26 protein-coding genes are annotated in these 26,372 nt (G+C 71.8%); 14 read left to right on the top strand and 12 right to left on the bottom strand.

Annotation, left to right across the window (positions count from 1 at the left end):
* Positions 1-66: 66 nt before the first annotated feature.
* A complete protein-coding gene (locus BLS99_RS03860) occupies positions 67-756 on the bottom strand; it encodes a Crp/Fnr family transcriptional regulator (RefSeq protein ID WP_198667126.1) in 690 nt (229 codons plus the stop codon).
* 328 nt (positions 757-1,084) lie between these two features.
* Here BLS99_RS03860 and BLS99_RS03855 point away from each other — a divergent pair, with 328 nt between their 5' ends.
* Together BLS99_RS03855 and BLS99_RS03850 are read left to right on the top strand one after the other, a co-directional pair.
* On the top strand, positions 1,085-1,627 hold the full coding sequence (locus BLS99_RS03855; protein WP_091043776.1) for a polyadenylate-specific 3'-exoribonuclease AS: 543 nt from the start codon (positions 1,085-1,087) through the stop codon (positions 1,625-1,627).
* Between the two features lie 140 nt (positions 1,628-1,767).
* The gene (locus BLS99_RS03850) at positions 1,768-2,793 is read left to right on the top strand and encodes a 6-phosphofructokinase (protein ID WP_091043772.1); all 1,026 of its coding nucleotides are present in this window, start codon (positions 1,768-1,770) and stop codon (positions 2,791-2,793) included.
* A 758-nt stretch (positions 2,794-3,551) separates the two neighbouring features.
* Here the strand turns inward: BLS99_RS03850 and BLS99_RS03845 are convergent.
* The 3 genes from BLS99_RS03845 to BLS99_RS03835 all read right to left on the bottom strand — a co-directional run bounded on the left by BLS99_RS03845 (position 3,552) and on the right by BLS99_RS03835 (position 5,742).
* Complete coding sequence (locus BLS99_RS03845) at positions 3,552-3,938, bottom strand: hypothetical protein (RefSeq protein ID WP_143034676.1); 387 nt, start codon at positions 3,936-3,938, stop codon at positions 3,552-3,554.
* A 335-nt stretch (positions 3,939-4,273) separates the two neighbouring features.
* Positions 4,274-5,122, bottom strand: coding sequence for a bifunctional 5,10-methylenetetrahydrofolate dehydrogenase/5,10-methenyltetrahydrofolate cyclohydrolase (locus BLS99_RS03840; RefSeq protein ID WP_091043765.1), 849 nt, complete (start codon positions 5,120-5,122; stop codon positions 4,274-4,276).
* A complete protein-coding gene (locus BLS99_RS03835) occupies positions 5,119-5,742 on the bottom strand; it encodes a cyclodeaminase/cyclohydrolase family protein (RefSeq protein WP_091043761.1) in 624 nt (207 codons plus the stop codon). The genes BLS99_RS03840 and BLS99_RS03835 overlap by 4 nt, the downstream gene beginning before the upstream one ends.
* A gap of 157 nt (positions 5,743-5,899) precedes the next feature.
* On the opposite strand from BLS99_RS03835, the gene BLS99_RS03830 reads away from it, so the two are divergent.
* Together BLS99_RS03830 and BLS99_RS03825 are read left to right on the top strand one after the other, a co-directional pair.
* The gene (locus tag BLS99_RS03830; RefSeq protein ID WP_342761254.1) at positions 5,900-7,261 is read left to right on the top strand and encodes a class II 3-deoxy-7-phosphoheptulonate synthase; all 1,362 of its coding nucleotides are present in this window, start codon (positions 5,900-5,902) and stop codon (positions 7,259-7,261) included.
* 136 nt (positions 7,262-7,397) lie between these two features.
* On the top strand, positions 7,398-8,420 hold the full coding sequence (locus tag BLS99_RS03825) for an LLM class flavin-dependent oxidoreductase (RefSeq protein ID WP_091043754.1): 1,023 nt from the start codon (positions 7,398-7,400) through the stop codon (positions 8,418-8,420).
* On the opposite strand, the gene BLS99_RS03820 is transcribed toward BLS99_RS03825, so the two are convergent.
* The 5 genes from BLS99_RS03820 to BLS99_RS03800 all read right to left on the bottom strand — a co-directional run bounded on the left by BLS99_RS03820 (position 8,377) and on the right by BLS99_RS03800 (position 11,950).
* Positions 8,377-8,940 (bottom strand): hypothetical protein, encoded by a 564-nt coding sequence (locus tag BLS99_RS03820; protein ID WP_091043751.1) that lies wholly within the window; start codon positions 8,938-8,940, stop codon positions 8,377-8,379. The two genes, BLS99_RS03825 and BLS99_RS03820, sit on opposite strands and share 44 nt — an antisense overlap.
* 33 nt (positions 8,941-8,973) lie before the next feature.
* Positions 8,974-9,426 (bottom strand): hypothetical protein, encoded by a 453-nt coding sequence (locus BLS99_RS03815; RefSeq protein WP_091043747.1) that lies wholly within the window; start codon positions 9,424-9,426, stop codon positions 8,974-8,976.
* Between the two features lie 64 nt (positions 9,427-9,490).
* Complete coding sequence (locus BLS99_RS03810) at positions 9,491-9,982, bottom strand: hypothetical protein (protein WP_091043743.1); 492 nt, start codon at positions 9,980-9,982, stop codon at positions 9,491-9,493.
* A gap of 128 nt (positions 9,983-10,110) precedes the next feature.
* Positions 10,111-10,989 carry a TIGR01777 family oxidoreductase gene (locus BLS99_RS03805; protein ID WP_091043735.1) on the bottom strand — a complete coding sequence of 293 codons (879 nt, stop codon included), beginning with the start codon at positions 10,987-10,989 and terminating at the stop codon, positions 10,111-10,113.
* 52 nt (positions 10,990-11,041) lie between these two features.
* Positions 11,042-11,950, bottom strand: a complete 909-nt coding sequence (locus BLS99_RS03800; RefSeq protein WP_143034675.1) for an acyltransferase domain-containing protein — start codon at positions 11,948-11,950, stop codon at positions 11,042-11,044.
* Positions 11,951-12,015: 65 nt separating this feature from the next.
* On the opposite strand from BLS99_RS03800, the gene BLS99_RS03795 reads away from it, so the two are divergent.
* Together BLS99_RS03795 and BLS99_RS03790 are read left to right on the top strand one after the other, a co-directional pair.
* Entirely contained in the window at positions 12,016-12,375 is a 360-nt protein-coding gene (locus BLS99_RS03795) for a hypothetical protein (protein WP_091043729.1), read from the top strand.
* Positions 12,372-12,716 (top strand): DUF3817 domain-containing protein, encoded by a 345-nt coding sequence (locus BLS99_RS03790; protein WP_091043725.1) that lies wholly within the window; start codon positions 12,372-12,374, stop codon positions 12,714-12,716. The genes BLS99_RS03795 and BLS99_RS03790 overlap by 4 nt, the downstream gene beginning before the upstream one ends.
* Positions 12,717-12,763: 47 nt before the next feature.
* Here BLS99_RS03790 and BLS99_RS03785 read toward each other — a convergent pair whose 3' ends face one another.
* Together BLS99_RS03785 and BLS99_RS03780 are read right to left on the bottom strand one after the other, a co-directional pair.
* Complete coding sequence (locus BLS99_RS03785) at positions 12,764-13,972, bottom strand: L,D-transpeptidase (protein ID WP_091043721.1); 1,209 nt, start codon at positions 13,970-13,972, stop codon at positions 12,764-12,766.
* 69 nt (positions 13,973-14,041) lie between these two features.
* A complete protein-coding gene (locus BLS99_RS03780) occupies positions 14,042-15,061 on the bottom strand; it encodes a VldE C-terminal domain-containing protein (RefSeq protein ID WP_091043717.1) in 1,020 nt (339 codons plus the stop codon).
* A gap of 235 nt (positions 15,062-15,296) precedes the next feature.
* On the opposite strand from BLS99_RS03780, the gene BLS99_RS03775 reads away from it, so the two are divergent.
* The 8 genes from BLS99_RS03775 (at position 15,297) to murC (ending at position 25,160) form a co-directional block, all read left to right on the top strand.
* Positions 15,297-15,797: a MarR family winged helix-turn-helix transcriptional regulator gene (locus BLS99_RS03775; protein ID WP_091043713.1), complete on the top strand. Its 501-nt coding sequence runs from the start codon at positions 15,297-15,299 to the stop codon at positions 15,795-15,797.
* 73 nt (positions 15,798-15,870) lie between these two features.
* Positions 15,871-17,373, top strand: a complete 1,503-nt coding sequence (locus tag BLS99_RS03770; RefSeq protein WP_091043709.1) for a UDP-N-acetylmuramoyl-L-alanyl-D-glutamate--2,6-diaminopimelate ligase — start codon at positions 15,871-15,873, stop codon at positions 17,371-17,373.
* Positions 17,374-17,418: 45 nt separating this feature from the next.
* Positions 17,419-18,825, top strand: coding sequence for a UDP-N-acetylmuramoyl-tripeptide--D-alanyl-D-alanine ligase (locus BLS99_RS03765; protein WP_091043705.1), 1,407 nt, complete (start codon positions 17,419-17,421; stop codon positions 18,823-18,825).
* Entirely contained in the window at positions 18,822-19,949 is a 1,128-nt protein-coding gene (gene mraY, locus BLS99_RS03760; RefSeq protein WP_091043702.1) for a phospho-N-acetylmuramoyl-pentapeptide-transferase, read from the top strand. The genes BLS99_RS03765 and mraY overlap by 4 nt, the downstream gene beginning before the upstream one ends.
* 3 nt (positions 19,950-19,952) lie before the next feature.
* On the top strand, positions 19,953-21,362 hold the full coding sequence (murD, locus tag BLS99_RS03755; protein ID WP_091043699.1) for a UDP-N-acetylmuramoyl-L-alanine--D-glutamate ligase: 1,410 nt from the start codon (positions 19,953-19,955) through the stop codon (positions 21,360-21,362).
* Positions 21,359-22,639, top strand: coding sequence for a putative lipid II flippase FtsW (ftsW, locus tag BLS99_RS03750; protein ID WP_091043695.1), 1,281 nt, complete (start codon positions 21,359-21,361; stop codon positions 22,637-22,639). Before murD ends, ftsW begins: the two co-directional genes overlap by 4 nt.
* Before the next feature lie 2 nt (positions 22,640-22,641).
* On the top strand, positions 22,642-23,754 hold the full coding sequence (locus BLS99_RS03745) for a glycosyltransferase (RefSeq protein ID WP_091044860.1): 1,113 nt from the start codon (positions 22,642-22,644) through the stop codon (positions 23,752-23,754).
* The gene (gene murC / locus BLS99_RS03740) at positions 23,751-25,160 is read left to right on the top strand and encodes a UDP-N-acetylmuramate--L-alanine ligase (protein ID WP_091043692.1); all 1,410 of its coding nucleotides are present in this window, start codon (positions 23,751-23,753) and stop codon (positions 25,158-25,160) included. Before BLS99_RS03745 ends, murC begins: the two co-directional genes overlap by 4 nt.
* Before the next feature lie 254 nt (positions 25,161-25,414).
* Here murC and BLS99_RS03735 read toward each other — a convergent pair whose 3' ends face one another.
* Complete coding sequence (locus BLS99_RS03735; protein WP_091043689.1) at positions 25,415-26,338, bottom strand: siderophore-interacting protein; 924 nt, start codon at positions 26,336-26,338, stop codon at positions 25,415-25,417.
* Between the last annotated feature and the right edge of the window lie 34 nt (positions 26,339-26,372).

The following is a 26,372-nucleotide window of genomic DNA, read 5'->3' as shown; positions in this document are numbered from 1 at the left end:
TGCTGCTTCACCCGAACGGGTTACAAGTGTCGCCCGCGCTCACTCGGGCTCCACCGCGCTTCCGCTCTACTCAGGCCCCCCGAAGCCCGCCCTGCGTCTGAGCGCCGGCAGGTCGACCACCACGATCTTGCGGCCCTCGGTCCGCAGCCAGCCGCGGTTCGCGAAGATCCCTATCGCCTGGTTCACGCTCTGGCGCGAGCCCCCGGCCATCTCGGCCAGCTGCGTCTGGTTCAGCTCGATCGTCGTCATCGGCGAGGAGTGCTGCTCCGCCAGCCGCACCAGCGTCTTCGCCACCCGGCCCGGCAGGTCCAGGAACACGTGGTCCGAAGACTGCTCCGTCAACCGCCGCACGATCATGCCCATCGACCGCAGCACCGCGTCGAGCATCTTCGGGTTCCCGTGCACCAGCTCCAGGAACGACGACCGCGCCAGCGCCAGCGCCGACGTGTCCTCCAGGGCCTCCGCGCTGGCGGACCGGGGCGACCCGTCCAGGAGGGACACCTCGCCGAGCACCTCGGGTGCGCGCGCGACGTGGAGCATGGCCCGCTCGCCGGTGGCGGCGGTCCTGAAGACGCTGACGGCTCCCGAGCGGATCATGATGAGCGACTCGCCCGGCTCGCCTTCGAAGAACAGCAGGTGCCCACGCCGGTAGTGGCGCTGTACCGCCACACCTGCGATCTGTCGCCGGGCCTGCGGGTCGAGGCCGGCGAACATGGCGACGCCTGCAAGCGGGTCTTCAGATGGGCTGACACCCATAGTTCTCCCCCTTCGGTGGGTCCCGGGTCCGCGGGTTCCCTCCGATGATCGCTGTCTTTTCCGTCGTTGTACAGGGCCCGGTGTCGGAAACTTCACGCTCCGTTGGGTCATGTGTCCAGACGGTGCACTTGTCGCTCGGCCGAGCGTACGATCGAGTCTACGTGCTTTCGCGTCTATTGTCCGGTATCGCGCTTCTCATATGCAGATTGCGAGGTCAGATTCCGGCTGCCTGATCGTATGGCGTAGCGTCGACTCCAGCCCGGCGACATACGGGCGGGTCCCGATTCGGGCCGAACAGACCGCCCGTGATCATACGAAAGGCCGATGCGTGGCGTACCGCTACTTCTACGACACCGAGTTCATCGAGGACGGCCGGACCATCGACCTGGTCTCGATCGCCGTCGTCGACGAGCGCGGCCGCGAGTACTACGCCGTGTCGACCGAGTTCGACCCGTCGCGGGCCATCGAATGGGTGCGGCGCAACGTCCTCGACAAGCTCCCGGCCCCCTCCAGCCACCTCTGGAAGGACCGGTCCACGATCCGCGACGAGCTCTACGAGTTCCTCGTGGAGCCGGTGCGCCGCAAGACCGGCAGCCACCCGGGCGAGCGCGTGGAGCTGTGGGCGTGGATCGGCGCGTACGACCACGTGGTCCTCGCGCAGCTGTGGGGCACGATGCCGGAGCTGCCGCGGGCGCTCCCGCGGATGACCAAGGACCTGCGCCAGCGCTGGGAGGACCTGGGCCGGCCCGAGCTGCCGGTGACCCCGGACGCCGACATGCACGACGCGCTCACCGACGCGAAGCTCAACCTCGCGCGCTGGAAGACGCTGGAGGCGACGCGCGCCGAGCGCGCGGTCGAGTCCCACCACTGATGGCGTTCCGGCGCCCGTCCCATGCCGGGTCGCGCTCCGGAACCCCTGGTCGCCGCTCCCGGGCCCCGATATATGGTGGGCGGTGTTTCGGCAATGAGGCCGCCCAGTTAACAGTCCTCATCTTCTAGGGAGTTAGACGCATGCGCATTGGCGTGCTCACCGGCGGCGGCGACTGCCCCGGTCTCAACGCGGTCATCCGAGCCGCGGTCCGTAAGGGCACCAAGGAATACGGCCACGAGTTCGTGGGCTTCCGGTACGGCTGGCGGGGCCCCATCGAGGGCATCACCCAGGAGCTGAACTGGGACACCGTCGAGAACATCCTCGACCAGGGCGGCACCATCCTCCACTCCTCGCGGACCAACCCCTACAAGATCGAGGGCGGCGTCGAGGCCATCAAGAAGAACATGGCGGACCTGGGCGTGGACGCGCTCATCGCCATCGGCGGCGAGGACACCCTGGGCGTGGCCACGAAGCTGACCGCCGACGGCGTCAACTGCGTGGGCGTGCCGAAGACGATCGACAACGACCTGTCGGGCACGGACTACACGTTCGGCTTCGACACGGCCGTGAACATCGCGACCGAGGCCATCGACCGCCTGTGGACGACCGCCGACTCGCACGACCGCTGCATCGTCGTGGAGATCATGGGCCGCCACGCGGGCTGGATGACGCTGCACGCGGGCATCGCCGGCGGCGCGAACGTGGTCCTCATCCCCGAGGTCGCGTTCGACATCGAGAAGGTCGCGAACTTCGTCAAGGAGCGCAAGGAGGCCGGCAAGGCCACCATCGTCGCGGTCTCCGAGGGCGCGCACGCCCAGGAGGGCATGGTCCTCAAGGACGGCGAGGTCGACGCGTTCGGCCACGTGAAGCTCGGCGGCGTCGGCGACTGGGTCGCGGCGCAGATCAAGGAGCGCGCGGAGATCGAGACCCGCGCGATCATCCTCGGGCACCTCCAGCGCGGCGGCACGCCGACCGCGTTCGACCGGGTCCTGGCGACGCGCCTCGGCCTCGAGGCCGCCGACGCGGTCAGCGAGGGCGACTTCGGCAAGATGATGGCGCTCCAGGGCACCAATGTGGTGCGCATCCCGATCAACGAGGGCACCGACGTGCTCAAGACCGTGCCGGTCGAGCGCTACGCCGACGCCGAGGTGTTCTTCGGCGTGTAGCGCACGCCGCGGCCGGTTCCGGCCGAGGGCACACCGCAGGCCGGCCACGGCCGCTGGGGTGGGCCCCCGGTTTGCAACGGTAGCGGGGGCGACCTGAAGGGGAGCTGAAGCGAGGCCCGGCGGGATGCCGAACGGGCCGAGCGGAGGGGACCTGGAGCCGGGCACGGCGAGAGCCGATCGGAGCCCTGGGGTGGGCCCCCGGTTCGCAACGGTAGTCCGGGGCTCCTGAAGGGGAGCTGAAGGCGAGTCGGCCGCAATGCACAGTGAACGCGCAACCACGGGCACGCCCGGTCGTTAGACCGGGCGTGCCCGTGGCTTATGCAGATCCCCTTGAGGAAGAGGAAATCGGCGAGATCCCGCATCTCGCCGATTTCACGTATCGCAAGACCCTCGCGGACGTCGACTTCGACGGCGTCCCTGTCGCGGGTCTCGACGCCGACTTCTACCGCCGCCCGGTCGCCGGGCGGCTGCTCAGCGTCGGGGTGTACCGGTTCGCCGGGGCCGAGACCCACCGGGCCTGGGGCTGGGTCGGCGAGGAGCACTGCTCCTGGCACGCCTACCGCGACCCCGCCACTGGCGGGTTCGACGGCCCCTTCGCGGGCTGCCCGCTGCTGCGGGTGCTCCGCGAGGGCGACCGGGTGCGCGGCTTCGAGCTGGGCTCGGGGCGCCGCGCCCGGCGGTACCTCGTCATTGCGGATCCAGTTGTATCGGGCGCGGTCACCGCGCGCCCGGCCGGTGCGGCCCCTGCCGGGCCGGGTTCAATCGCCTTCGGCGACCCGGGCCTGCGCCTGGGCGCTCTCCAGACGGGTGGCCCGTCGCGTGTAGACGATCGCCGCGGTCGTGACCGCGAGCCCGGCGAACAGGCCGCCGCCGGCGAACAGGGCCGAGGCCCCCGGTGAGAAGCCGAGGATCGCCACGGGCACCTGTACGATCGCGATCAGGCCCACCAGCAGCCACTTGTTCTGGCCCCGCCCCCACAGGAGCGCCGTCCAGATGGGCGCGACCACGATGGCGAGGGTCGCGATGTCGAGCGTCCAGTGCAGGACCGGATTGTGGACCCGGTCGTGCTGGAACGCCATCGCCGGGCTCGACACCGCCACGATCATGGCGGCGACGGTCGCCACGAAGGCAAGACGACGTGTCATTCGTGACCTCCTTTGCGTGCGGAGTCTTAACGCTACGTCCGGTGACGGCCCGTGTCTGTCGGGTATCCGCCACTAGCCGGACCCGGATCGATGCGGATCTTCCGGGCGAATCGCACGGGGCGGGAGCATGCGGCGGGAGTGGAACGAGCGGGCGGCGCCGACTGTGCCGTGCACGGCCGCAGACGGTGCCGCGGTCGGCTTCAGGTCCCCTTCAGGTGCGGGCCGGTAGCTTGGAGAACCGGGGGGCCTTCCCCAGGCCGCGCCAGGGCCTTTCGGGTGCACGCGAAACGGCCGACCGCCCTGCCGGGCGATCGGCCGTCGACGTGTTCGCAGGTCTACGGGTGCGTCAGGGACAGCTCCGCCGCCTCGACCGTGTGGCGCAGCAGCAGCGCCGTGGTCACCGGGCCGACCCCGCCGGGGACCGGCGTCAGGCGGCCCGCGACCGGCGCGACCGCCGCGTAGTCGACGTCGCCGACCAGGCCGCCGTCGTCGGTCGGGTTGGTGCCCACGTCGATCACCGTCGCACCCGGCTTCACGAAGTCCGCGCCGATCATCTCCGCGCGGCCCACGGCCGCCACCAGGACGTCCGCCTCGCGGCACACCGTGGCGAGGTCCTTCGTCCGCGAATGGCACACCGTCACCGTCGCCGACTCGTTGAGCAGCAGCAGCGCCGCGGGCTTGCCGACCACCGTGGACCGGCCGACCACCACGGCCCGCGCGCCCGCGAGCGTCAGGTCCTCGTGCTTGAGCAGCTCCAGGACGGCCGCGGCCGTCGCCGGGGCGAACGTGCGCCGGCCCTGCGCCAGGCGTCCCAGGCTCTCCTGGTTCGCGCCGTCGACGTCCTTGAACGGGCTGATGTACCAGCCGACCTCGGCGAGGGTCACCCCTTCGGGCAGCGGCGTCTGGCAGATGATCCCGTGCACCTCAGGGTCGGCCGACAGCGCTTCGAGCTTCGCGATGATCTCGGCCCGGCCGGGCGCGGTCAGCTGCTCGACGCGGCAGTCGACGCCCTCCTTCTCGGCGGCCTTCTTGATCGACCGCACGTACCAGGCCGTGCCCTCGTCGTCGGTCGGGACGACCACCGCGAGGGTCGGAACGGTCCCGTCCGCCCGCAGCTTCGCGGCCGCCGCGGCGACCTCGGCCCTGATCTGCTTGGCGACCGCGCGCCCGTCGATGTCGCTCATGCCCGGATCCGCTTCGCCACCGCGTGCATGATCGCCTCGGCCTGCACCTTCGCCTGGAGCGCCTCGTTGAGCGCGCCCGCGAGCCGCTCGCGCTCGCCGGCGTCCTTGATGGACACCAGGTTGATGTCCACGTTCAGGGCCGCCGACTCCAGCGCCGACTTCGCCGCCGACGCCGCCACCGCCACATCGGAGAGCACGTTCGGGTTCGAGCCCTCCAGGACCCGGCCCGACAGCTTGATGACCTCGGCCGCCACCCGCGCCACCGCGAGCGGCACCGCCGCCGCCTCGATCAGGCCCGATTGGATCGCCGCGGTCCGCGCCGCCTTCTCCTCGTCGGAGGACTTCGGCAGCCTGTAGGCCGCCACGACGCCCGAGAACGCCTCGGCGTCGTCCTCCGCGAGCTGGAGCGCCTCCAGCCGCAGCCGCTCGGCCTCGGCCAGGACCTCCCGCATCACCGCCTCGTGCTCGGCGAACTTGGGCTTCCCGATCGTCAGGTTGCACACCATGGAGACCAGGGCGGCGCCCATGGCCGCGTTCACCCCCGCCGCGGCGCCCCCACCGGGCGCCGGCTGCTCCGACGCGAGGTCGGTCAGCCACTCTTCAATCGTCGTCTTGCGCACCCGACCAGCCTAGACGCGCCGCCAAAGGTGGGATGTCTCCGCGCGCCCGAGTGTGTCGCGTCCCCGGTGAGGCCCAGACCATGGGACACCCAAATCGGCGTCGCCGCCTCCCCGGCCGCCCGCGTACGATATCGGCGTGAACCGCCAATGGCATGACCTGCGAAACCCCGGCCTCGTCCCCGTCGTCGCCGACGAGGACGAAGCCGAGCGCTATCAGCTCGACGCCTGGCGGGACCTGCCCCGTGAGCAGGTTCCCCCGTGGCCCGATTACGCCGAGGTCGAGGACGTCGCCGGCGTGCTCGCCGGAGTCCCGCCGATCGTCGCGCCCTACGAGGTCGAGCACCTGCGCTCCCTCCTCGCCGACGTGTGCGAAGGCCGCGCCTTCCTCATGCAGGGCGGCGACTGCGCCGAGACCTTCATCGACAACACCGAGCACCACGTCCTCGCGAACATGCGCACGCTCCTCCAGATGGCGGTCGTGCTCACCTACGGCGCGTCGCTCCCGGTCGTCAAGGTCGGCCGCGTCGCCGGCCAGTACTCCAAGCCGCGCTCGGCCGCGACCGACTCGCTCGGCCTGCCCGTCTACCGCGGCGACATGTTCAACTCGCTCGAAGCGACCGAAGAGGCCCGCGTCGTCGACCCGCAGCGCATGATCCGCGCCTACGCGAACTCCGCCGCGACCATGAACATGCTCCGCGCCTACCTGCGCGGCGGCCTCGCCGACCTCATGGCCGTCCACGACTGGAACAAGGACTTCGTGCGCACCTCCCCGGCCGGGGAGCGCTACGAGGCCATCGGCCGCGAGATCGACCGCGCCGTGCGCTTCATGGCCGCCTGCGGCGTCGAGGACGACAACCTCCACACCGCCGAGGTCTTCGCCTCCCACGAGATGCTCGCCATCGAGTACGACCGCGCGCTCACCCGCATCTTCGACGGCAAGGCGTACGCCCTCTCCGGCCACATGGTCTGGAACGGCGAGCGCACCCGCCAGCTCGACGGCGCCCACATCGACTTCCTCTCGCGCGTCGCGAACCCGGTCGGCTGCAAGATCGGCCCGACCGCCACCCCCGAGTGGGTCGTGGAGATGTGCCAGAAGCTCAACCCGGACAACGTCCCCGGCAAGCTCGTCATCATCACGCGCATGGGGCACAAGAACGTCCGCACCGTGCTCCCGCCGATCGTCGAGAAGGTCGAGGCCGCCGGCTGCAAGGTCGTGTGGCAGTGCGACCCCATGCACGGCAACACCTACGAGGCCGCCTCCGGGTACAAGACCCGCGCGTTCGACCAGGTCGTCGACGAGGTCCTCGGCTTCTTCGAGGTCCACCGCCGCATCGGGTCCCACCCCGGCGGCATCCACATCGAGCTCACCGGCGAGGACGTCACCGAATGCGTCGGCGGCGCCCAGGAGATCCGCGACGACCAGCTCTCGGACCGCTACGAGACCGCGTGCGACCCGCGCCTGAACACGCAGCAGTCGCTCGAACTCGCCTTCCTCGTCGCGGAGATGCTGCGCCACTGAACCATGGAGGCGCTGCGCCACTGTGCCATGGAAGTGCTGCGCCACAGTGCCATGGAGGTGCCGCGTCGCGGAGCGACCGCGCCACCGGCCCTCCGCGGCCCCGGCGCGCTCGTCCACAAGCCATAGAGTGGTGTGCATGAGTGCACACGACGTGTTCCTGCTCGGCGGAGTGTTCCCCGGTACCGCACCGGCGGCGGCGCTCCGCCGAGTCGTCTCCTATGCGCGCCAGGCCGAGTCGTCCGGACTCGACGGGGTCTGGACCGCCGAGCACCACTTTATCGAGTACGGCGCCAGCCCCTCCGCGACCCTCATGGCCGCCCACCTCCTCGCCGCCACCGACACCATCCAGGTCGGCACCGCCGTCGCCGTCCTCTCCAACCGCCACCCCGTGGCCCTGGGGGAGGAGGCCGCCACCCTCGACGCGCTGGCCCCCGGCCGCTTCCGCCTCGGCGTCGGCCGCGGCGGCCCCTGGATCGACCTCGACGTGTTCGCCACCGGACTCGAACGCTACGAGCGCGGCTTCGAAGAGGGCCTGCGGCTGCTCGCGAGCTGGCTCTCCGGTGAGCCCGAGGTCGCCCACACGGGTGAATTCTTCGACGTGCTGCCCGTCCGGGTCATGCCCCCGGGCACCGGCGCGCCCATCTGGGTCGCCGCCACCGGCGAGGGCACCGCGCGCCTCGCCGGGCGCCTCGGGCTCCCGCTCATGCTCGGCATGCACGCCCCCGACGAGGAGCACCGCTCGCTCATCGGCGCCTGGCGCGAAGCGGCCGAGGACGCCGGGCGCGATCCCGACGCGGCCGAGCACGTCTCGACCCACCTCGCGCAGGTCGTGGAGGCGCCCGCCGACACCGACCGGCTCCGCGCCTCGCTCACCGAACTGCTCACCCGCGGGGTCGGCCAGTACGTGTCCCTCAAACCCGGCCGCGCGCAGCGCGACCACGGCGCCTACGTCGACTGGATGGTCCATCGCCACGCCGTCGGCACCGCATCGCACGTGGCCGAACGGCTCGCGGCGTCCGCGGCGGCCACCGGGGTCGCCCGCCAGCTCCTGCTCGTGGAGGGCCTGGGCGACGAGGCGGCCGTGCGCGGCAACATCGCCGCGCTCGGCGAGGCCCTCAGTACGGCCGGTACTGCGGCACCTGCGGCGGCACGTCCCTGAGCGGTTCGCGGCCCTTCTGGCGGAACCACTGGTTCGCCGAGCCCGTGAACAGGCACAGGAGCGTCACCAGCGGCATCGACAGGCCCAGGAGCGTCCAGATCAGCCGCGACCCGTCGACCGCCGCGCCGGCCTCGTCGTCCGTCTTGAAGCCCGTGTACAGGCCCAGGAAGCCGACCACGATCGTCGCGAGCATGACCAGGATCGTCACGACCTGCGCCCAGCGCCTGCCCGCGCCGATCTTCACCGCCAGGACGCCGTAGAGGATCACGACCAGGATCGTCGCCACCACGACCAGGATGACGAGCGCGGCGAGGTCCTCGATGACGTCGGTCAGGTCGGTGTCGAACGCGAAGTCGCCGAAGTCCACCGAGGTCCAGAACACCCCGATCAGCCCGGTCCCCGCGCCGCAGCAGATGAGGAACGAGAACTGGAGCCACAGCATCACCTGGGCGGTGGTGACCGTGCCGGGCTTGCGGTGCAGCAGCTCCGGGGGCAGCGGGATGGAAGGCGGGGTCAGCATGGGCGGGTCCTCCGGGTGGGCGGTCCCTGAAGTCTAGGGCTCGGGGGCCACCGGGCCGGAGCCGGAGAACCACCGGTCCGCCTCGGCCGTGCGCAGGTTCACCACGGTCATGGCCTGGAGCGCGAACCACGGGAGGGCGGTCGCGAAGGTGATCCACGGGATCGGGGAGGCGAAGGACACGGCGACCGCCGCGGCGGCGAGGACCAGTGACGCGACGGTCGCGGCCGTGCGCGCCCCGGGGAACCCGTCGGCGATCATCAGGGTCAGCAGCCCCGCGCCCATCCCCAGCGCGGGCACGCCCACGATGAGGAGCAGCACCGCGAGGCCGTCCCCGGCCGCGGCCAGCATGAGCGCGCCGAACGGGTAGGGCACGAACGCGGAGGACAGCAGCCCGCCACCGACGAGGTATCCGAACTGGAGCCACAGCCCGGCCTGCGCGAGGCTGATCGAGCGCGGCTTGTCCCGGCCTTCCCTGGGTGGGGTCATGGCCCAAGTGTCGCTCAGCCGGGCGCCGACCACCGAACGACCGGTCCGAGGCAGTGCCGCGCGCCTACCGCTCCGGCCCGCTCGGGTTCGGGCCGTGCTCGAACCAGCGGCGGCCTTCCCTGCCGTAGACGCACCGCAGGACGATCAGTTGGACGATGAGCGAGGGTGCGGCGGTGATGAGGATGATGCCGACCATCGGCGGGTCTCCTCCCGTGAGCGAGATCGACGCGACGGTGAAGGCGACCAGTACCGCCGTTCCGACGATGATCGCGGCCCGCGCTCGGCGGTCCGCCAGAGCGGCCCAGCGGATGGTGAAGGAGGCGTAGATCAGCATCGCGGCGAAGCCGACGACCCAGGCCCAGAGCACCGCGAACCCGACGGCGTCCTCATGCCAGTCGAATCGCTCCGTGGCCCAGGTGAACGCGGCGAGGAGCGGCCACCCGAACGAGCAGTTCCCGCAGACCATGACCAGCGCGACCTGCACGCCGGTGAGGACTCGGACGGTGGAGATGAACCGCGGCCACGGGGGCGGGGGCACCGGGTGAAGCAACACCATGCGGGCGCTCCTGAAGAGAGGTGAGTTGAACATGTTCAACTTTACGTCCGGCGGGCCGGTCGTGAAAGGACAAGAGACCGGCCCCACACCAGTGGGGCCGGTCTCAGGTGCGTTGCGGGGGCGGCGGGTCAGCGCGGAATCGCGGTCCTCAACGCCTCGAGCACGGTCTGGTCCTGGTACTCGAAGCCCATCTCCGCCAGCTTGCCCGGCTTGATGTTCGAGCCGCGCAGCATCTCGACGGCGGCCTCGCCCGCGACGATCTTGACCGCCCAGCCCGGGATGATCCACGGGGCGGGCCGGTGCAGGGCCGCGCCGAGGGCCTTCGCGAAGTCCTTGTTGCGCACCGCGTGCGGGCCGACCATGTTGACCGGGCCGGAGACGTCGCCTTCGATGATCGCCTTGGCCGCGGCGGTCCAGTCGCGCAGGGAGATCCAGTTCAGGTACTGGCGCCCGCTGCCGAAGCGGCCCCCCAGCAGCAGCTTCCACGCCGGGGCGAGCCGCGCCACCAGCAGGCTGCCCGGACCGAGCACGTGCCCGGTGCGCAGGTGGACGACCCGCGCGCCCGCCTCCTCGGCGGCGGCCGTCGACTGCTCCCACGCGAGGCAGAGCTTCCCGAGGAAGTCCGCGGCGGCGGGGAAGCTCTCGTCCACCTCCAGGTCGGCGCGGTCGCCGTACCAGCCCATCGCGGAGGCGTTGATGAGCGCCGGGACCTTCGCCTGCGCCACGGCCGCGGCGAGGACGGTCGTCGGGACCACGCGGGTGGTGCGCAGCCGCTGCTTGTAGGCGTCGTTCCAGCGCCGCCCGCCGATCGAGGCGCCGCAGAGGTTCACGACCGCGTCGACGCCGTCGAGGATCTGCGGGTCCAGGGGCTCCTTGTAAGGGTCCCATTGGATCTCGTTCTCCTCGTCGGGCCGGTGGCGGACCAGCCGGACGATGTCGTGGCCCGCGAGGGCCTCCATCAGCGGCCTGCCGAGGTAGCCGCTCGATCCGGCGATGACGATGCGCATGACGACAGCCTATTGCCTCGCCCGCGCTCCGCGCCCCTGGACGGGCGTTCCCCTACAGACCCAGCCGCGCCAGGTCGAGCCGGCCGAAGCGGTTGCGCCACTGCACGTCCGCCTTGATCCCGGCCAGGACCGAGCGCTGGAGGGTGTTGTCCTGCGGGAGCTCGGCGACCGGGACGTCCTCGGGGCGCGCGAACACGAACCGCCACAGGTCGGAGCGGTTCCCGCCCGGGTCGCCCTCGCCTTCGAGCGCGAACAGGGCCGCGAACCCGGGGATGTTCGACTTCTCCGGGAGCCAGTCCCCGAGCTGCGGGTCCAGCAGCCACGACTCGCACACGAACACCAGGTCCTCGGGACCGGCGTACCGCTCGGGGAACACCGCGGGCAGGAACTCGAGGGCCCACTCGACCGAGTCGCGCACCGCGTCGAGCGTGAGCGGCCCGCCCTCGCCGCGGATGTGCAGGCCCGCGAACGGCTTCGGGTCGGGGCCCTCGACGCAGAACTGGAGCCGCCCGAGCTGGAACAGCGAGCCGCGCACGTGCCCGGTGAACCAGTGCGCGACGTCGAGCCCGGCCCGGCCGTAGAGCCGCCGGTTCAGGCGCAGCTTCTCGCCGACGTCGCCGAGGAGGCGCCGGGACAGGTCCTCGTCGATGCCGCGCTCGGCGTGGAACGCGAGCATGTCCGGGACGGCCGCGAGGACCGGGAACAGGCTCGCGAGCGGGTGATCGGCGGGCGGCTTGGGCCAGGGCAGCCACTTCTTGCCGCCCATGTCGCCGGCGATGCTCTGGTAGAGCCGGTCGCCCAGTTCGCGGGCGTCCGCGTCGAGGGCGCCGAGGGCGCGCACCGCGTCGTCGGCGTCCTCGGGGTCGGCGCCGCACCAGTCGAGGAGCAGCTCGCGGACGGCGGCGGCGTCGGGGGCCGGGTAGGCCCGCACGGCGCCCGCCCGGGGAAGGTCCTGAGTCACCGGCCTATGTCACCATGGACGGCCCCCCGGCGGCAACATCGGGTCGGTCACCATAGTCTGGGGCGGTGCGACGGCTGCTGACGCCCCCCTGGATCGTCCTCCACTGCTTCGCCGTGGTCCTGACGGTCGCCTTCGGGCTGCTCGGGTGGTGGCAGCTCGGCCGCGCCCAGCACGGCAACGCCATCAGCTGGGGCTACGCCCTCGAATGGCCGCTGTTCGCGGTCTTCACGATCGCCCTGTGGGTGCGGCAGATGCGCCTGGAGCTGCGCAAGGACCGCCCCGAGGGCGAGGCGCCGCGCCGCGGGCGCCCCGAGCCGCCCCCGATGACCTCGCCGTTCGAGGCCGCGATCATCGAGGCCCGCCACGACCACGCCGCGGGCGTGCGGCGGTCACCATCCGAATCCTCCCAGGGGAGCCACGCTTGAACGCCGCTCTGAAACGCTTCCGCATCGTCGCCTGGATCGTCGGCACGTTCCTCATCCTGCTCATGTTCGTGGCCATGCCGCTGAAGTACTTCGGCGGCGACGACGTCCTCGTGACCGTCATCAGCCCGATCCACGGCCTCTGCTACATGGTCTACCTGGTCCTCGGCTTCCACCTCGCCCAGCAGGCGGGCTGGAAGTTCTGGCCGCAGACCGTGGGCCTTCTGCTCGGCGGGACCGTCCCGGTGGCCTCCTTCTTCGTGGAGCGCTGGGCGCACCGCCGCATCCTCGAGGAGCACCCGCAGGCCGCCGACCCGAAGGTCCGGCACGACGAGCACGTCTAGCGCGCAGCGAGAAGGGCCCGGCAGATGCCGGGCCCTTCTCGCGCGTCTCAGTCCAGGTACGAGCCGGCCTTGAACGTCTCCCAGTCCAGCGACCACCCGGTGAAGCCGTCCCCTTGGGGCACTTCGACACCGGTGTTCATGACCACGACCGGGTCGCCCCAGCGCACGAAGTTGTAGATCCACTCGCCCATCTCGTCGGAGACGTTGAGGCAGCCGTGGGAGCCGTTCGAGACCCCGAGCCGGTCGGCCGCCCACGGGGCGCCGTGGATGAACTGGCCCGAGAACGTCAGGCGCATCGCCCACTTGACGTCGGTCTCGTAGTCGTACAGGTCCGAGACGAACGTCGAGGACTCCTCGCGGCTCATGATCGTCATCGTCCCCGAGAACGACCGCGCGTCGTTGCCGTCGATCGGCTCGTCCGAGCCCAGCGAGATCGGGATGGTCTGCACGACCGAGCCGTCGAGGTACGCCCGCATCTCCTTGGTGTCGTTGTCGGCCTCCAGCAGCCGCGCCTCCGAGTCGGTGCCGAACGCCGTCTCCTGGTCGAACTCGCCGTAGTACCCCTCGCCCAGGTCCAGGCCGCCGAGGCCGAGCCGGACCGTGACCTGCGAGTTCGGCTGCCAGTACTCCTTGGGCCGGTACTCGAGCGCGCGGCCGGTGATCCAGTGCCACGAGCCCTCCTGCTCCGGCTCCGAGGCCACGAACAGGCGCCGCTCGACCGAGGGCCGCAGGTCCTCGGGGATCTCGTGGTCGGTGAAGCGGAACGCGAGGATCGCGCCCTGCCCGACCGTGGAGTCCTGGCCCGGCAGGTAGTTCTCGATGCCGATGCGCTGGCCGGGGGAGGCGATCACGGTGAACGTGGAGGTCGCGGTCGCCACCAGGCCCGCCTCGTCGGCGGCGGTGACCGTCGCGGTGTAGACGCCCTCCCATTCGAGCGGGCTCGCGGGGACCCAGGTGGTCCCGTCCGGGTGCATCGCGCCCTCGACGGCCGCCCCCGAGGCGTCGGCCAGCGCGAACTCCTGGAACTCGCCGCTCTCGACGGTCCAGGCGATCTCGGTGGCGGCGGTGGCCTCGGCCGAGCCGTCGGCGGGGGTGATCTGGACCTTCGCCGCGCTCTGGGGCTCCTCGGAGGAGCCGCCGTCCTCCGAGATGGTCCCGTTCTCCTTCGTGCAGGCCGCGGCGAGGCCGAGTGCGGCCGCCGAGCCGGCGGCGACGAAGGCGCCGCGGCGGGTCAGAGAGGATCGTCCGAAGCTCATCGCCCCACGGTACAACCGCCCGGCGAGTTCGCGTCCCCTGTGCACCTGTGAGTTCGGCTGCCCCGCCGCTCAGCTGCGCATGCTCAGGTGGACGTGGTTGGTGTGGTCGGAGGAGGGGTCGCCGTACGCGCCGGAGTAGGACTTCCAGCCGTTGCCGGGGAACCAGATCTGGCGGTACCAGATGACGTACTGGACGCCGAGGGCGTCGGAGTTCTCGATGAGCCAGGCCGCGAGGTTCTGCCCGTAGTCGTAGTCCTCGCCGCCGGCGTCGCCGCCGAACCCGCCGGGTTCGGAGGAGAAGTCGCAGGCCCGGCCCTTGGGGTGCTCGCCGGAGCCGGAGGGCCGGTAGCAGGAGACGTACCTGGTGAACCCGGCGATCTGGGCCTGTTCGAGGGCGTGGAGGGTGCGGGGGGTGAGGCAGCCGTCGGCGGGGGTGGGGTCGTCCTCGGTGCAGCCGTAGCTGTCGCCCTCGTACGGTTCGGCGGCGGGCGCGTCGGAGGCGGTGGGGCCGTCGGCGCTGTCGCCTCCGGAGGCGGCGAGCTCGCGGGCGGCCTCGTCGCGGGCGGCCTCCATCTCCTCCGTGACGTCGGCCTGCTCGGCGATGGTGTCGTCGAGGGTCTGCTGGAGGGCTTCGATCTCGGCGAGGCGGTCGATGAGCTCGTTGAGGCGGGCGGCGCGGGACTCGCCGAGGAACTGGAGCATCTCCAGGGCGGCGATGGCGTCCTGGGGGTCGCCGGAGGCGAGGAGCGCGGCGGTGGACTGGTAGTCGGAGGTGGTGGACGCGATGTAGGCGTAGTCCTCCAGTTCGGTCTGGAGCGCGGCGCGCTCCTCGACGGAGGCGGCGAGCTCGGCGGCGAGGTCCTCTTCCTGCTGCTGGAGGGATTCGAGCTCGTCCTGGGCGTTGAGGTAGTCCTCGATGGCCTGGCTCAGTTCGGCCGAGGCGCCCTCCTCTTCCTCCTGCGCGTTCGACTGGGAGCCGGGGGCGATGAGGAAGACCACGGCGGCCGTCGCGGCGACCGGGAAGGTGAGCAGCCGCTTCGCGCCGCGGAAGGGGCGGGCGGCGCGCCTGGCGATGGTTCCGGCGTTCAAGGGAGGCGGTCCTTCGGATGCTCGGGGCCGAGTGGGGGCCGTGGTCGGCCCCAGCCTAGAACGGAAGGATTCTTCAATCCGAACCGGGCCAGTGTGCATAACCGCTGGTGGTCGCCGGATCACGGGAATGTGGCGTCCGCCTCGCGGACCGTGGAACCGCTCACGGGCTGCTAGGATTGTTCGAAATTGAACCAGCCTCGGAGCTGGTGCCGGGCGCGACGAGAGGAGGAGCGGGATGGGCGCGGGCGATTTCGAGAGCCGCTGGCTCCGACCCGACGTGAACGCCGTCTGGACCCGGTTCCTCCAGGTCACGCACCGCCTGGAGCACCACATCGACCGCCGCCTCCAGGTCAACCACGGCATCACCCACACCCAGTACGAGATCCTGGTGCGCCTCGCCGACGGCGAGGAGCAGGCGATGCGCATGAGCGACCTCGCCGACTCCATCGTCACCGCCAAGAGCGCCGTCACCTACCAGGTCAACAAGCTCTCCGAGATGGGCCTGGTCGAGCGCCACAAGTGCGACCGCGACAACCGCGGCACCTGGGTGAAGCTGACCCCGGCCGGGCTCGAGCGCCTCGAGCAGGCCGCGCCGTGCATCCTCTCGCTCGTGCGCGAGCTGTTCCTCGACGACCTCAACTGCGACCAGTCCGCGGAGCTCGACAAGCTCCTCGGGACGTGGTCGGACAACCTCGACGAGCACGACCGGAACCCGGTCCACCGACCCGACCACTGACCCCGCCGGCCCCGTCCGGGTCCCCGGGCGGTGTACGGCCTGCGGACGGTCGGTACCGGTGTAGGGTCAGGCCGTGCCGACCTTTCCACGTCCCCACCGGACCGTCCCGTACCGCCTCGACGGCCTCGCCGACCTCCTGCCCGGAGCCGGGGACCTGGACCTCGCGGTCACCGGAGTGAGCCTCGCCGCCGGCGCGGTCGAGCCCGGCGACCTCTTCGCGGCCCTCCCCGGGGCCAACCGGCACGGCGCCGAGTTCGCCGCCCAGGCCGCCGAGCGCGGCGCGGCCGCGGTCCTCACCGACGCCCGCGGCGCCGCACTCGCCGACGGGATCCTGCCGGTCCTCGTCGCCGACGACCCGCGCACGCTCACCGGCGAGGCCGCCGCCCGCGTGTGGGGCCGCCCCTCCGAGCGCCTCAACCTCATCGGCATCACCGGCACGAACGGCAAGACCTCCACCGCCTACCTCGTGGAGGCCGCGCTCGCGCACGCCGGGCGCACCACCGGCATCATCGGCACCGTCGAGACCCGCATCGCCGGGGACCGGGTCGAGTCCGAGCGGACCACCCCCGAGGCCCCCGAGCTCCAGGCGCTCCTGGCGACCGCCCTCGAACGCGGCGTCACCGACGTGGTCATGGAGGTCTCCAGCCACGCCCTCGTCCTCGGCCGCGTCGAAGGCTGCCGCTTCAAGGCCGCCGGGTTCACCATGTTCGGCACCGACCACCTCGACTTCCACCGCGACCTCGACGACTACTTCGCCGCCAAGGCCCGCCTCTTCGACGGCCGCGCCGAGACCGAGGTCCTCAACGCCGACGACGCGCGCGTGGCGACCCTCGCCGACGGCGTCAACCGCACCTTCTCCTTCCGCGACCCTGCCGCCGACTACTACGCGACCGACCTCGCCGGGGACGGCTTCACGCAGACGTTCCACCTGAGCGGCCCGTACGGCAAGGGCGACGGCCGGGTCAACATGCCCGGGCGCCACAACGTCGCCAACGCCGTCCTCGCCGTCGCGCTCCTCGAAGCGGTCGGCCTCGACACCGACACCGCGCTCGCGGGCGTCGCCTCCTGCACCGGCGTGCCCGGCCGCATGGAGCTCGTCTCCGGCGACGGGCCCGTGCGCGGCGTCGTCGACTACGCCCACAAGCCCGAGGCGATCACCGCCGTCCTCGACGCGCTCCGCGAGTCCACGCCCGGGAAGGTCATCGCGATCCTCGGCGCCGGGGGCGACCGCGACCGGTCCAAGCGCCCCCTCATGGGCGCGGCCGCCGCTGCCGCCGCCGACCTGGTCATCGTCACCGACGACAATCCGCGCACCGAGGACCCCGCGCGCATCCGGGACGAGGTGGCCGCCGCCGTCCAGGGTGTGCCCTGCCGTAATATTCCGGGACGGGAGCGGGCCGTCCGGGAGGCCGCCGCGCTGGCCGCGCCCGGTGACGCCGTCGCCCTGCTCGGCAAGGGGCACGAGACGTACACCGAGACCGCCGACGGCCCGGTGGCGAGCGACGACCGCGTGCTCCTGGCCCGCGCGCTCACCGATGCGGGATGGGTGAAACCGGAACCGCGCGCTCAAGCGTGATAGTCCGACAAGCATGACCTCACAACAGCAGGAGGAGTCCGCCGCGTGATCCCCATGAGCCTGGCCCAGGTCGCCGCCGTCACCGGCGGCAAGCTCAGCGAGACGGCCGATCCGGACGCCGTCGTCACCGGCGACGTCGAGTTCGACTCCCGCAAGGCCGGGCCCGGCGGCCTCTTCCTCGCGATCCCCGGCGCCAAGGCCGACGGCCACGACTTCGCCGCCAAGGCGCACGCGCAGGGCGCCGCCGCCACGATCGCCACGCGGCCGATCGACACCCCCGCGGTGTACGTCGACGACGCGGTCGCGGCGCTCACCCTGCTCGCCAAGCACGTCGCCTCGGTGGCGAAGGCCCGCATCATCGGCGTCACCGGCTCCAACGGCAAGACCTCCACCAAGGACCTCATCGGCCAGCTCTGCGCCCGGCTCGGCCCCACGGTCGCCACCGAGGCGAACTTCAACAACGAGCTCGGCCACCCGTACACGGTCTGCCGCACCACGCCCGACACCGAGTACCTGGTCCTCGAACTCGCCGCCCGCGGGCTCGGCCACATCACGAAGCTGTGCGAGATCGCCCCGCCCGAGATCGGCGCGGTCCTCAACGTCGGCATCTCCCACCTCGACGGCTTCGGCTCCATCGAGACCACCGCCGAGGCCAAGTCCGAACTGCCGCGGTTCATCGGCGCGGGGGGCACCGTCCTGCTCAACGGCGACGACCCGCGCGTGGCCGCCATGGCCGCCAAGACCGAGGCCGACACCTACTTCTTCGGCCTCGGCGAGGACGCCGCCGTCAGGGCCGCCGACGTCGACCCCGGCGACGGCCGCCACGCCTTCACCCTGGTCACCCCCGCCGGCGAGGCCCGCGTCCGGCTCAACCTGTGGGGCGCCCACCACGTCCACAACGCCCTCGCCGCCGCCGGCGTCCTGTGGCGGCTCGGCGCGGCCCCCGAGGAGATCGCCGCGGGACTCGCCGAGGCCGGGCGCCTCTCCGAGCGCCGCATGGACGTCTTCACCCGCCCCGACGGCACCGTCGTCATCGACGACTCCTACAACGCCAACCCCGCCTCGATGGGTTCGGCCGTCCGAACCCTGGGGCTCCTGCCCACCGGCGGCCGCCGCATCGCGGTCCTCGGTCTCATGGCCGACCTCGAAGAGCAGAGCGAGGCATGCCACCGGCGCCTCGGCGAGCAGGCCCGCGAGGCCGGCATCGACGAGGTCATCGCCGTCGGCGACGGCACCGAACCCATCGTCGAAGGCGCAGCCGGCGACGGCACCGAACCCATCATCGACGGTGCCGACGGCGTCACCGCCACCCACGTCCCCGATCAAGCCGCGGCCATCGCGCTGCTCGAAAACCGGCTGCGCCCCGGCGACGCCGTCCTGGTGAAGGGGTCCCGCTACCGGACCTGGGACGTCGCCGACCACTTGCGCGCCAAGGAGGAAACCGACCAGTGAGAGCAGTCATCGTCGCCGCGTTCGTGGCGTTCGCGCTCACCATGGCGCTGACGCCCCTCGCGGCCAAGCTGTTCCGCCGCCTCAAGGCCGGACAGCCCATCCGCTCCGACGGACCCCAGACCCACCTCGCCAAGGCCGGCACCCCCACCATGGGCGGCGTCGTCTTCATCTTCACCACCGTGCTCGCCTACGTCTGCGGCCACCTCGTCCTCATGGCCCTCCCCGAGCGCGTCGACGGGCTCCTCCTCAACCGGCCCACCGGCTTCACCGCCACCGGCATCGTCCTCATCGGACTGTTCATCTCCTGCGGCTTCGTCGGCTTCATCGACGACTGGCTCAAGATCCGCCGCAAGCACTCCGGCGGCATCTCCGGCCGCGCCAAGGTCGTCGGCCTCACCATCGCCGCCACGGTCTTCGGCATCGTCGCCGTCTACTACACCGGCTCGATCGACACCGACGAGATCTCCGAGACCGTCGCCACCCCGTTCGTGTCCTTCACCCGCGACATCGAGGCCCTCGACATCACCAAGATCGGCATGGTCGTGCTGATCGTCCTCCTCGTCAACGCCACCGCCAACGGCGTCAACCTCACCGACGGACTCGACGGCCTCGCCACCGGCGCCTCCATGATGGCCTTCATGGCGTTCATGATCATCGGCTTCTGGGAGTACCGCCACTGGTGCGGCGGCGCCCAGCCCGCCGACAACCTCTGCTACGACGTCCGCGACCCCCTGGAGATCGCCCTCATCGCCGGCGCCGCCGCCGGCGCCATGTTCGGCTTCCTGTGGTGGAACACCTCGCCCGCGCAGATCTTCATGGGCGACTCCGGCTCCCTCAGCCTCGGCGCGCTCATCGCCGGACTCGCCATCGCCTCCAAGACGATCCTGCTCCTGCCCATCGTCGGCGCCCTCTTCGTCATCACCACCGCCAGCGTCATGATCCAGGTGACCTCCTTCAAACTCACCGGCAGGCGCGTCTTCCGCATGTCCCCGATCCAGCACCACTTCGAACTCGCCGGCTGGTCCGAGGTCACCATCGTCGTGCGCTTCTGGATCATCGCCGGCATCGGCGTCGCCATCGCCCTCGGCTTCTTCTTCGCCGACTTCCTCCGGATAGCGGGGTAGCCGGTGGCCGACATCGCCGACAGCGTCCTCGTCGCGGGCGCGCGCGTCGCCGGCACCGCCTGCGCCGAGGTCCTCCTCGAACGCGGCGCCGCCGTCACCGTGTACGACCGCGACGACTCCGAGCGCCTGCGCGCCCTCGCCGCCCGCGGAGCCCGGACCGCCCACGGGGAATTCGACCCCGCCCTCCTCGCGGGGATCGGCCAGGTCCTCCTGTCGCCCGGCTTCCCGCCCCACCACCCCGTCGCCGAGGCCGCCCGCGAGGCCGGGATCGAGACCTACTCCGAACCCGAACTCGCCTGGCGCCTGCGCGGACCCGGGGCCGCCCGCTGGTTCGCCGTCACCGGCACCAACGGCAAGACCACCACCACGACCATGCTCGCCGCGATGCTCGCCGCCGGGGGCCTGCGCACCGCCGCCCTCGGCAACATCGGCGTGCCCCTCGTCAGCGCCGTCACCGGACAGGCCGTCACCGGCCACTCCGCCACTGACCACGCCGCGACCGGCCCCTACGACGCCATCGCCGTCGAGCTCTCCAGCTACCAGCTCCACTGGTCCTCCACGCTCGCACCGGACGCCGGGGCCGTCCTCAACCTCGCCCCCGACCACCTCGACTGGCACGGGAGCTTCGACGCCTACGCCGAGGCCAAGTCCGCAGTCTGGCGCGGTGGCCGGGCCGTCGTCAACCTCGACGACCCCGCCGTGGTCGCCCTCGCCAAGCACACCGACGCGCACGTCACCGGCTTCACCCTGAACCAGCCCGAACCGGGCCAGTTCGGGGTGGCCCTCGGCTACCTCGTCGACCACACCGGCGAGACGCCCGTCCAGATCTGCTCGGTCGACCTCGTCCGCCCCGCCGGATGGCACAACGTCGCCAACGCGCTCGCCGCCGCCGCGCTCGCCCGCGAGGCCGGCGTCTCCCACGCCGACATCGCCGAGGCGATCCGCACCTACACGCCCGAGCCGCACCGCAACGTCGCCTTCGCCGAGCACGCGGGCGTCACCTGGGTCGACGACTCCAAGGCCACCAACCCCCACGCCGCCGCCGCCGCGCTCGCCGCCTACGACTCCATCGTGTGGGTCGCCGGAGGCCAGCTCAAAGGCGTCGACGTGGACGGCCTCGTCGCCGAGTACGCCCACAAGCTCCGCGCGGCCGTCCTCATCGGACAGGACCGGACCGAGGTCGCCGACGCGCTCGCGCGACACGCCCCGGACCTCCCCGTCGCCGTCCTCGACGGCGGCGACGATGCGGTGATGACCGACGTCGCCGCCCGCGCCGCGCAGTTCGCGCTGCCGGGGGACACCGTGCTGCTCTCCCCGGCCGCGGCCTCCTACGACATGTTCCGCTCCTACGCCCACCGCGGCGACGCGTTCGCCGCGGCGGTCCGGGAGCTCCTCGGGGAGGACGACGGGTGAGAAGCGGGTTCACCGAGCTGCTGCGCGGCCTCCTCGACCGGCCGCTCGCCTCGTACTACCTGCTGCTCTCCTCCGCGGGCCTCCTGCTCACCATCGGCCTGGTGATGGTCTTCTCCGCCACCATGGTCGAGTCCTACGAGGCCACCGGCGACCCGTACACCGTCATCCTCCAGCAGATCATCTGGGCCGTGGTCGGCCTCATCTGCTTCTGGGTCGCGCAGCGCCTGCCCTCGCGGACCTACCGCGCGGTCTCGCGCCCGCTCCTGGTCGTCGCGATCCTCCTGGGCCTGTTCCTGGTCGTCATGTCGATCGCCCAGGACGGCTCCGAGGACTCCGGCGGCATCGCCACCGACAACCTGTGGATCCACATCGGGCCGGTCCAGTTCCAGCCCGCCGAGATCGCCAAGTTCGCACTGCTGCTGTGGGCCGCCGACTCGCTCGTGCGCCTGGGCCCGCGCATCGCGTCCTGGCGCGACCTCGCGATCCCCATGTTCCCCATCGCGGGCCTGCTCATGATCATCATCGGCTACGCCGACCTGGGGACGATGCTCATCATCGTCGCGATGTTCATCGGCCTGCTGTGGGCCTCGGGGGTGCCGCTGCGCATCCTCGGCGTCCTCTTCGGCACCGCCCTGCTCGGCTCGGTCCTGCTCATCGCGTTCGAGGGCTACCGGATGGAGCGCATCATCTCCTTCTCGCGGCCCGAGGACTTCGCCGACACCTGGGGCTACCAGGCCATCCAGGGCTACTACGCGATCGCCGACGGCGGCTGGTTCGGCCTCGGCCTCGGCGAGAGCCGCCAGAAGTGGGACTGGCTCCCCAACGGCCACAACGACTTCATCTTCGCGCTCATCGCCGAGGAGCTGGGCGTCGTCGGCTGCCTGGTGATCCTGGCGCTGTTCGCGGTGCTCGTCTACACCGGCTTCCGGATCGCGCGCCGCTCCGACGACCCGTTCCGGTCGCTCGTCGCCGCGGGCGTCACGATCTGGATCGCCGGGCAGGCGTTCATCAACATCGGCGGCGTGCTCGGCCTCATCCCCATGACCGGCGTCCCGCTCCCGTTCATCTCCGACGGCGGCACCGCGCTCGTCGTGGTCCTCGCCGCGGTCGGGATGCTCGCCGGGTTCGCGCGTGCCGAACCCGACGCCGCCCAGGCGCTGCGGGCGCGCAACCCCTCCCGTCTCGTACGCTTGCTCTGGGCCCCCCTGCCGCCCGCCCCCCGCTCGGAGTCGGACGCCGGCTCCAAGAAGTCCAGTCCCACGACCAGAAAGACATGACGTTGCCACAGCTTCGATCGGTCGTCCTCGCCGGCGGCGGCACCGGCGGCCACATCTACCCGCTCCTGGCCTACGCCGACTGCCTGCGCCGCCACGACCCCCACGTGCGCGTCACCTGCCTCGGCACCGAGAAGGGCCTGGAGAACGACCTCATCCCCAAGGCCGGGTACGACCTGCGCAACGTCCCCGCGCACCAGCTCCCGCGCAAGGTCAACCTTGACCTCCTCCTCACCGCGCCGCGCATGCTCAAGGCCATGAAGGCCACCCGCGACATCCTCGACGAGGTCCAGGCCGACGTCGTGGTCGGCTTCGGCGGCTACGTCGCCGTCCCCGCCTACCTCGCCGCGTGGCGCCGCAAGACCCCCATGGTCATCTTCGAGTTCAACGACCCGCCCGGGGTCGCCAACAAGCTGGCCCTGAAGTTCAGCGACAACCTCGCGCTCGGCTTCCCGCACCTCGCGCAGGCGTCGCCGATCCTCGCCGACGGCGAGTTCACCGGCGTCCCGCTGCGCCCGGCCATCAGCCACCTCGACCGCAACGCCCTGCGCGCGCAGGCGTGCCAGTACTTCGGGCTCGACCCGCGCCGCCCCGTCCTGTTCGTCTACGGCGGCTCCCAGGGCGCGGCCTCGATCAACAATGCCGTCTCCGGTGCGGCCCAGATGCTCTCGCACCGCGGCGTCCAGGTCCTGCACATCACCGGCGCCCGCCGCGACGAGCCGGTCCACGTGCCCGACGGCCTGCCCGTCCCGTACCGGACCCTCCCGTACCTCGACCGCATGGACCTCGGCTACGCCGCCGCCGACATGGTCCTCGCCCGCGGCGGCTCGATGACCGTCGCCGAGGTCTCCGCGCTCGGCATCCCCACCGTGTTCGTCCCCATGCCGTGGGGCAACAAGGAGCAGTACCGCAACGCCGGGCCCGTCGTGGCCGCCGGCGGCGCGATGTTCTGCGACGACGAGAACCTCAGCCCCGGCTGGATCGCCGAGAACCTCATCCCGGTCATCACCGACCGCAACCGTGTCCTCCAGATGTCGCAGGCCGCGGCCGCCTTCGGGTCCCGCACCGGCGACGAGGCGCTCCGCAACTACACGCTGAAGGTGGTCTCGCAGGCATGAGCGATCCCAACGACCTGACCAGCCCGATCGACGAGGGCGTCACCGCCGAGGACCTCGGGCGGGTGCTCTTCATCGGGGTCGGCGGCGTCGGCATGAACGGCCTCACGCGCCTCTACGCCACCCGCGGGCTCCCCGTCTCCGGCTCCGAGCTCAAGGACTGGCCCTCGCTGCCCGAACTCGAACGCCTCGGCGTCACGATCCACCGCGAGCACACCGCCTCCAACCTCGACGGGGTCGACACCGTCGTGCGCTCCACCGCGCACAACGACGAGCACCTCGAAGTCGCCGAGGCCCGCCGCCGCGGCATCCGCGTCTACCACCGCTCCGAGGCCCTCGCCGCCGCGATGACCGGCCGCCGCTCGATCGTCGTCACCGGCACCCACGGCAAGACCACGACCACCGCGATCATCACGCAGATGCTCGAACACGCCGGACTCGCACCGTCCTATGTGAACGGCGGCGAGAACATCGGCGCGTTCACCGGCGCCCACGGCGCGGGCGACCTGTTCGTGGCCGAGGCCGACGAGTCCGACCGCTCGTTCCTGCGCTACCGGCCCGAGGTCGGCATCGTCACCAACATCGACGTGGACCACCTGAACACCTACGGGGACATGGAGTCCCTGACCGAGGCGTTCGAGCGGTTCTGCCGCAACACCGACAAGGACGGCCTGCTCGTCCTGTGCGCCGACAACCCCGGCACGCTCGGGCTCGCGAAGAAGCTGCGCGCCGAGGGCCGCACCGTCGCCACGTACGGGTTCAGCGACGGCGCCGACGTGCAGCTCGGCGACGTCGAGTCCAGTGTGGACGGCGTGGACTACACGGTGCTCTACGAGAAGCAGGTCCTCGGCCGCTTCCACCTGCCGATGCCCGGACGCCACATCGCCCTGAACTCCACCGCCGCCGTCGCCGTGGGCCTGTACCTCGGCCTCGAACCGGAGGACATCGCCGCCGGGATCGCCGCCTTCGGAGGCGTCAAGCGCCGCTTCGAGAAGCGCGGCGAGAAGGACGGCTACGCGGTCTTCGACGAGTACGCCTACCACCCGACCGCGATGACCGAGGCCGTGAAGACCCTCAAAGAGGTCGCCGGGGACGGCCGCCTCATCGTGGTCTTCCAGCCGTACCGCGCCTACCGCACCATCGCCATGCGCGAGGAGATCGCCGCCGCGCTCTCCCTCGCCGACCGGGTCGTGGTCATGGAGATCTTCGGCCCCGGCGAGGAGGTCCCCGCAGGCGAAGGGGGACAGGCGCTCCTGGACGCGATCGCCCTCCACGCCGACGACAAGGTCTTCGTCCCCGAGTGGGACGACGTCCCCGCCGCGGTGCGGGCCCTCGCCGCCGAAGGCGACGTCGTGGTCACCATGGGCGCCCCGCCGGTGTCCCTCATGCCCGACGACCTCCTGCGCTGAGCACCGAGCACGCGGCGGGCCCGCTCCGGCGGGCCCGCCATCGTGCTGCGCCGCAACCGCCTCAAGACGGCGCCACCGGACCGGGACGACCGGCCCACCGCTTCCGGGCGCTGTGGGCCGCCTGGCGCGCCCGCCGCTGCCCGACCCGTTCCGCACCGGCACACGGGCCTCCCGGCGCCCCTCGCGCCCCTGCGGGCCCCGTGAACGGCGAAGGGCGGCCGCCGGATCCCCGGCGGCCGCCCTCCTCGCATCGTTCAGTCCCAGGGCATCCCGTTGCGCCAGTAGCCCATGAACGCCCCCGACTCCTTCGGGAGCCCCAGCTCCTTGCGGATCGTGAAGCGCAGGGTCTTGACCACGCCGGTCTCGGCCGCGATCCACACGTACGCGCCGCCGGAGACCGCGCCGTCCTGCGGCGCGTCCCAGATCATCTCCTCCGCGGTCTCCTCGAACTCCCCGCCCCGCGCGAAGTCCATCGCCCGCGCGGCGTCGGTGACGGCCGGAACGAGCCGGTCGCCCCAGACCGCGCCCTCGCGCGGCAGCCAGTGCACCTCCACCTCCGCGGGGGCGTCGAGCTCCAGCACGTCGGCGGCGGTGGGCACCTCGATGAACACCTTGCCGTGCGCGGTGACCGGCAGGTCCTCCAGGATCGCGGCGATCGCCGGGGCGGCGGTCTCGTCGCCCGCGATGAGGAGTTCGGCCCCGTCGGGGGCGTGGAAGTCGACGCCGCCGGCGTTGCCGTCGAAGCGCGCGTCGGGTCCCAGGAGCAGCAGCTCGTCGCCGACCGCGACGGTCTGGAGCCAGCGCAGGGCCGGGCCGCAGTGCTCGTTCGCGCCGGCCTCGTGGATCACCATGTCGACGTCGACCTCGCCGAGCTCGGGACGGACGGCCCGCACGGTGTAAGTGCGGACCCCGCACTGCTCCTGCTCGGGCAGCGCCCGCAGCTCGGAGTACCAGCGCTCCGAGCGCGGCATCTTGTCGAAGCCGCACGCCGGGGCCGGGAAGATGAGCTTGAACCGCTGGTCGAATCCGTTGTCCGCGAAGTGGGGGAGGGTCGCGCCCGCGAAGGTCACCCGGAGGAAGGACGGACTCAGGCGCCGCAGCGCCCGCACCTCCGCGGGGAACAGGTCGAACGCCCGGACGGTCGTCTCGGCCGCCTGGGCCTGGGTCTGCGTCGCCACGCGCTGCTCCTCCTAGGAATAAGGTTTGCCTAAC

This window comes from Glycomyces sambucus, assembly GCF_900102815.1.
GTDB lineage: Bacteria > Actinomycetota > Actinomycetes > Mycobacteriales > Micromonosporaceae > Glycomyces > Glycomyces sambucus.
Note: the sequence above shows the minus strand (reverse complement) of the source record. Positions and strands in the feature narration are given on the sequence as shown.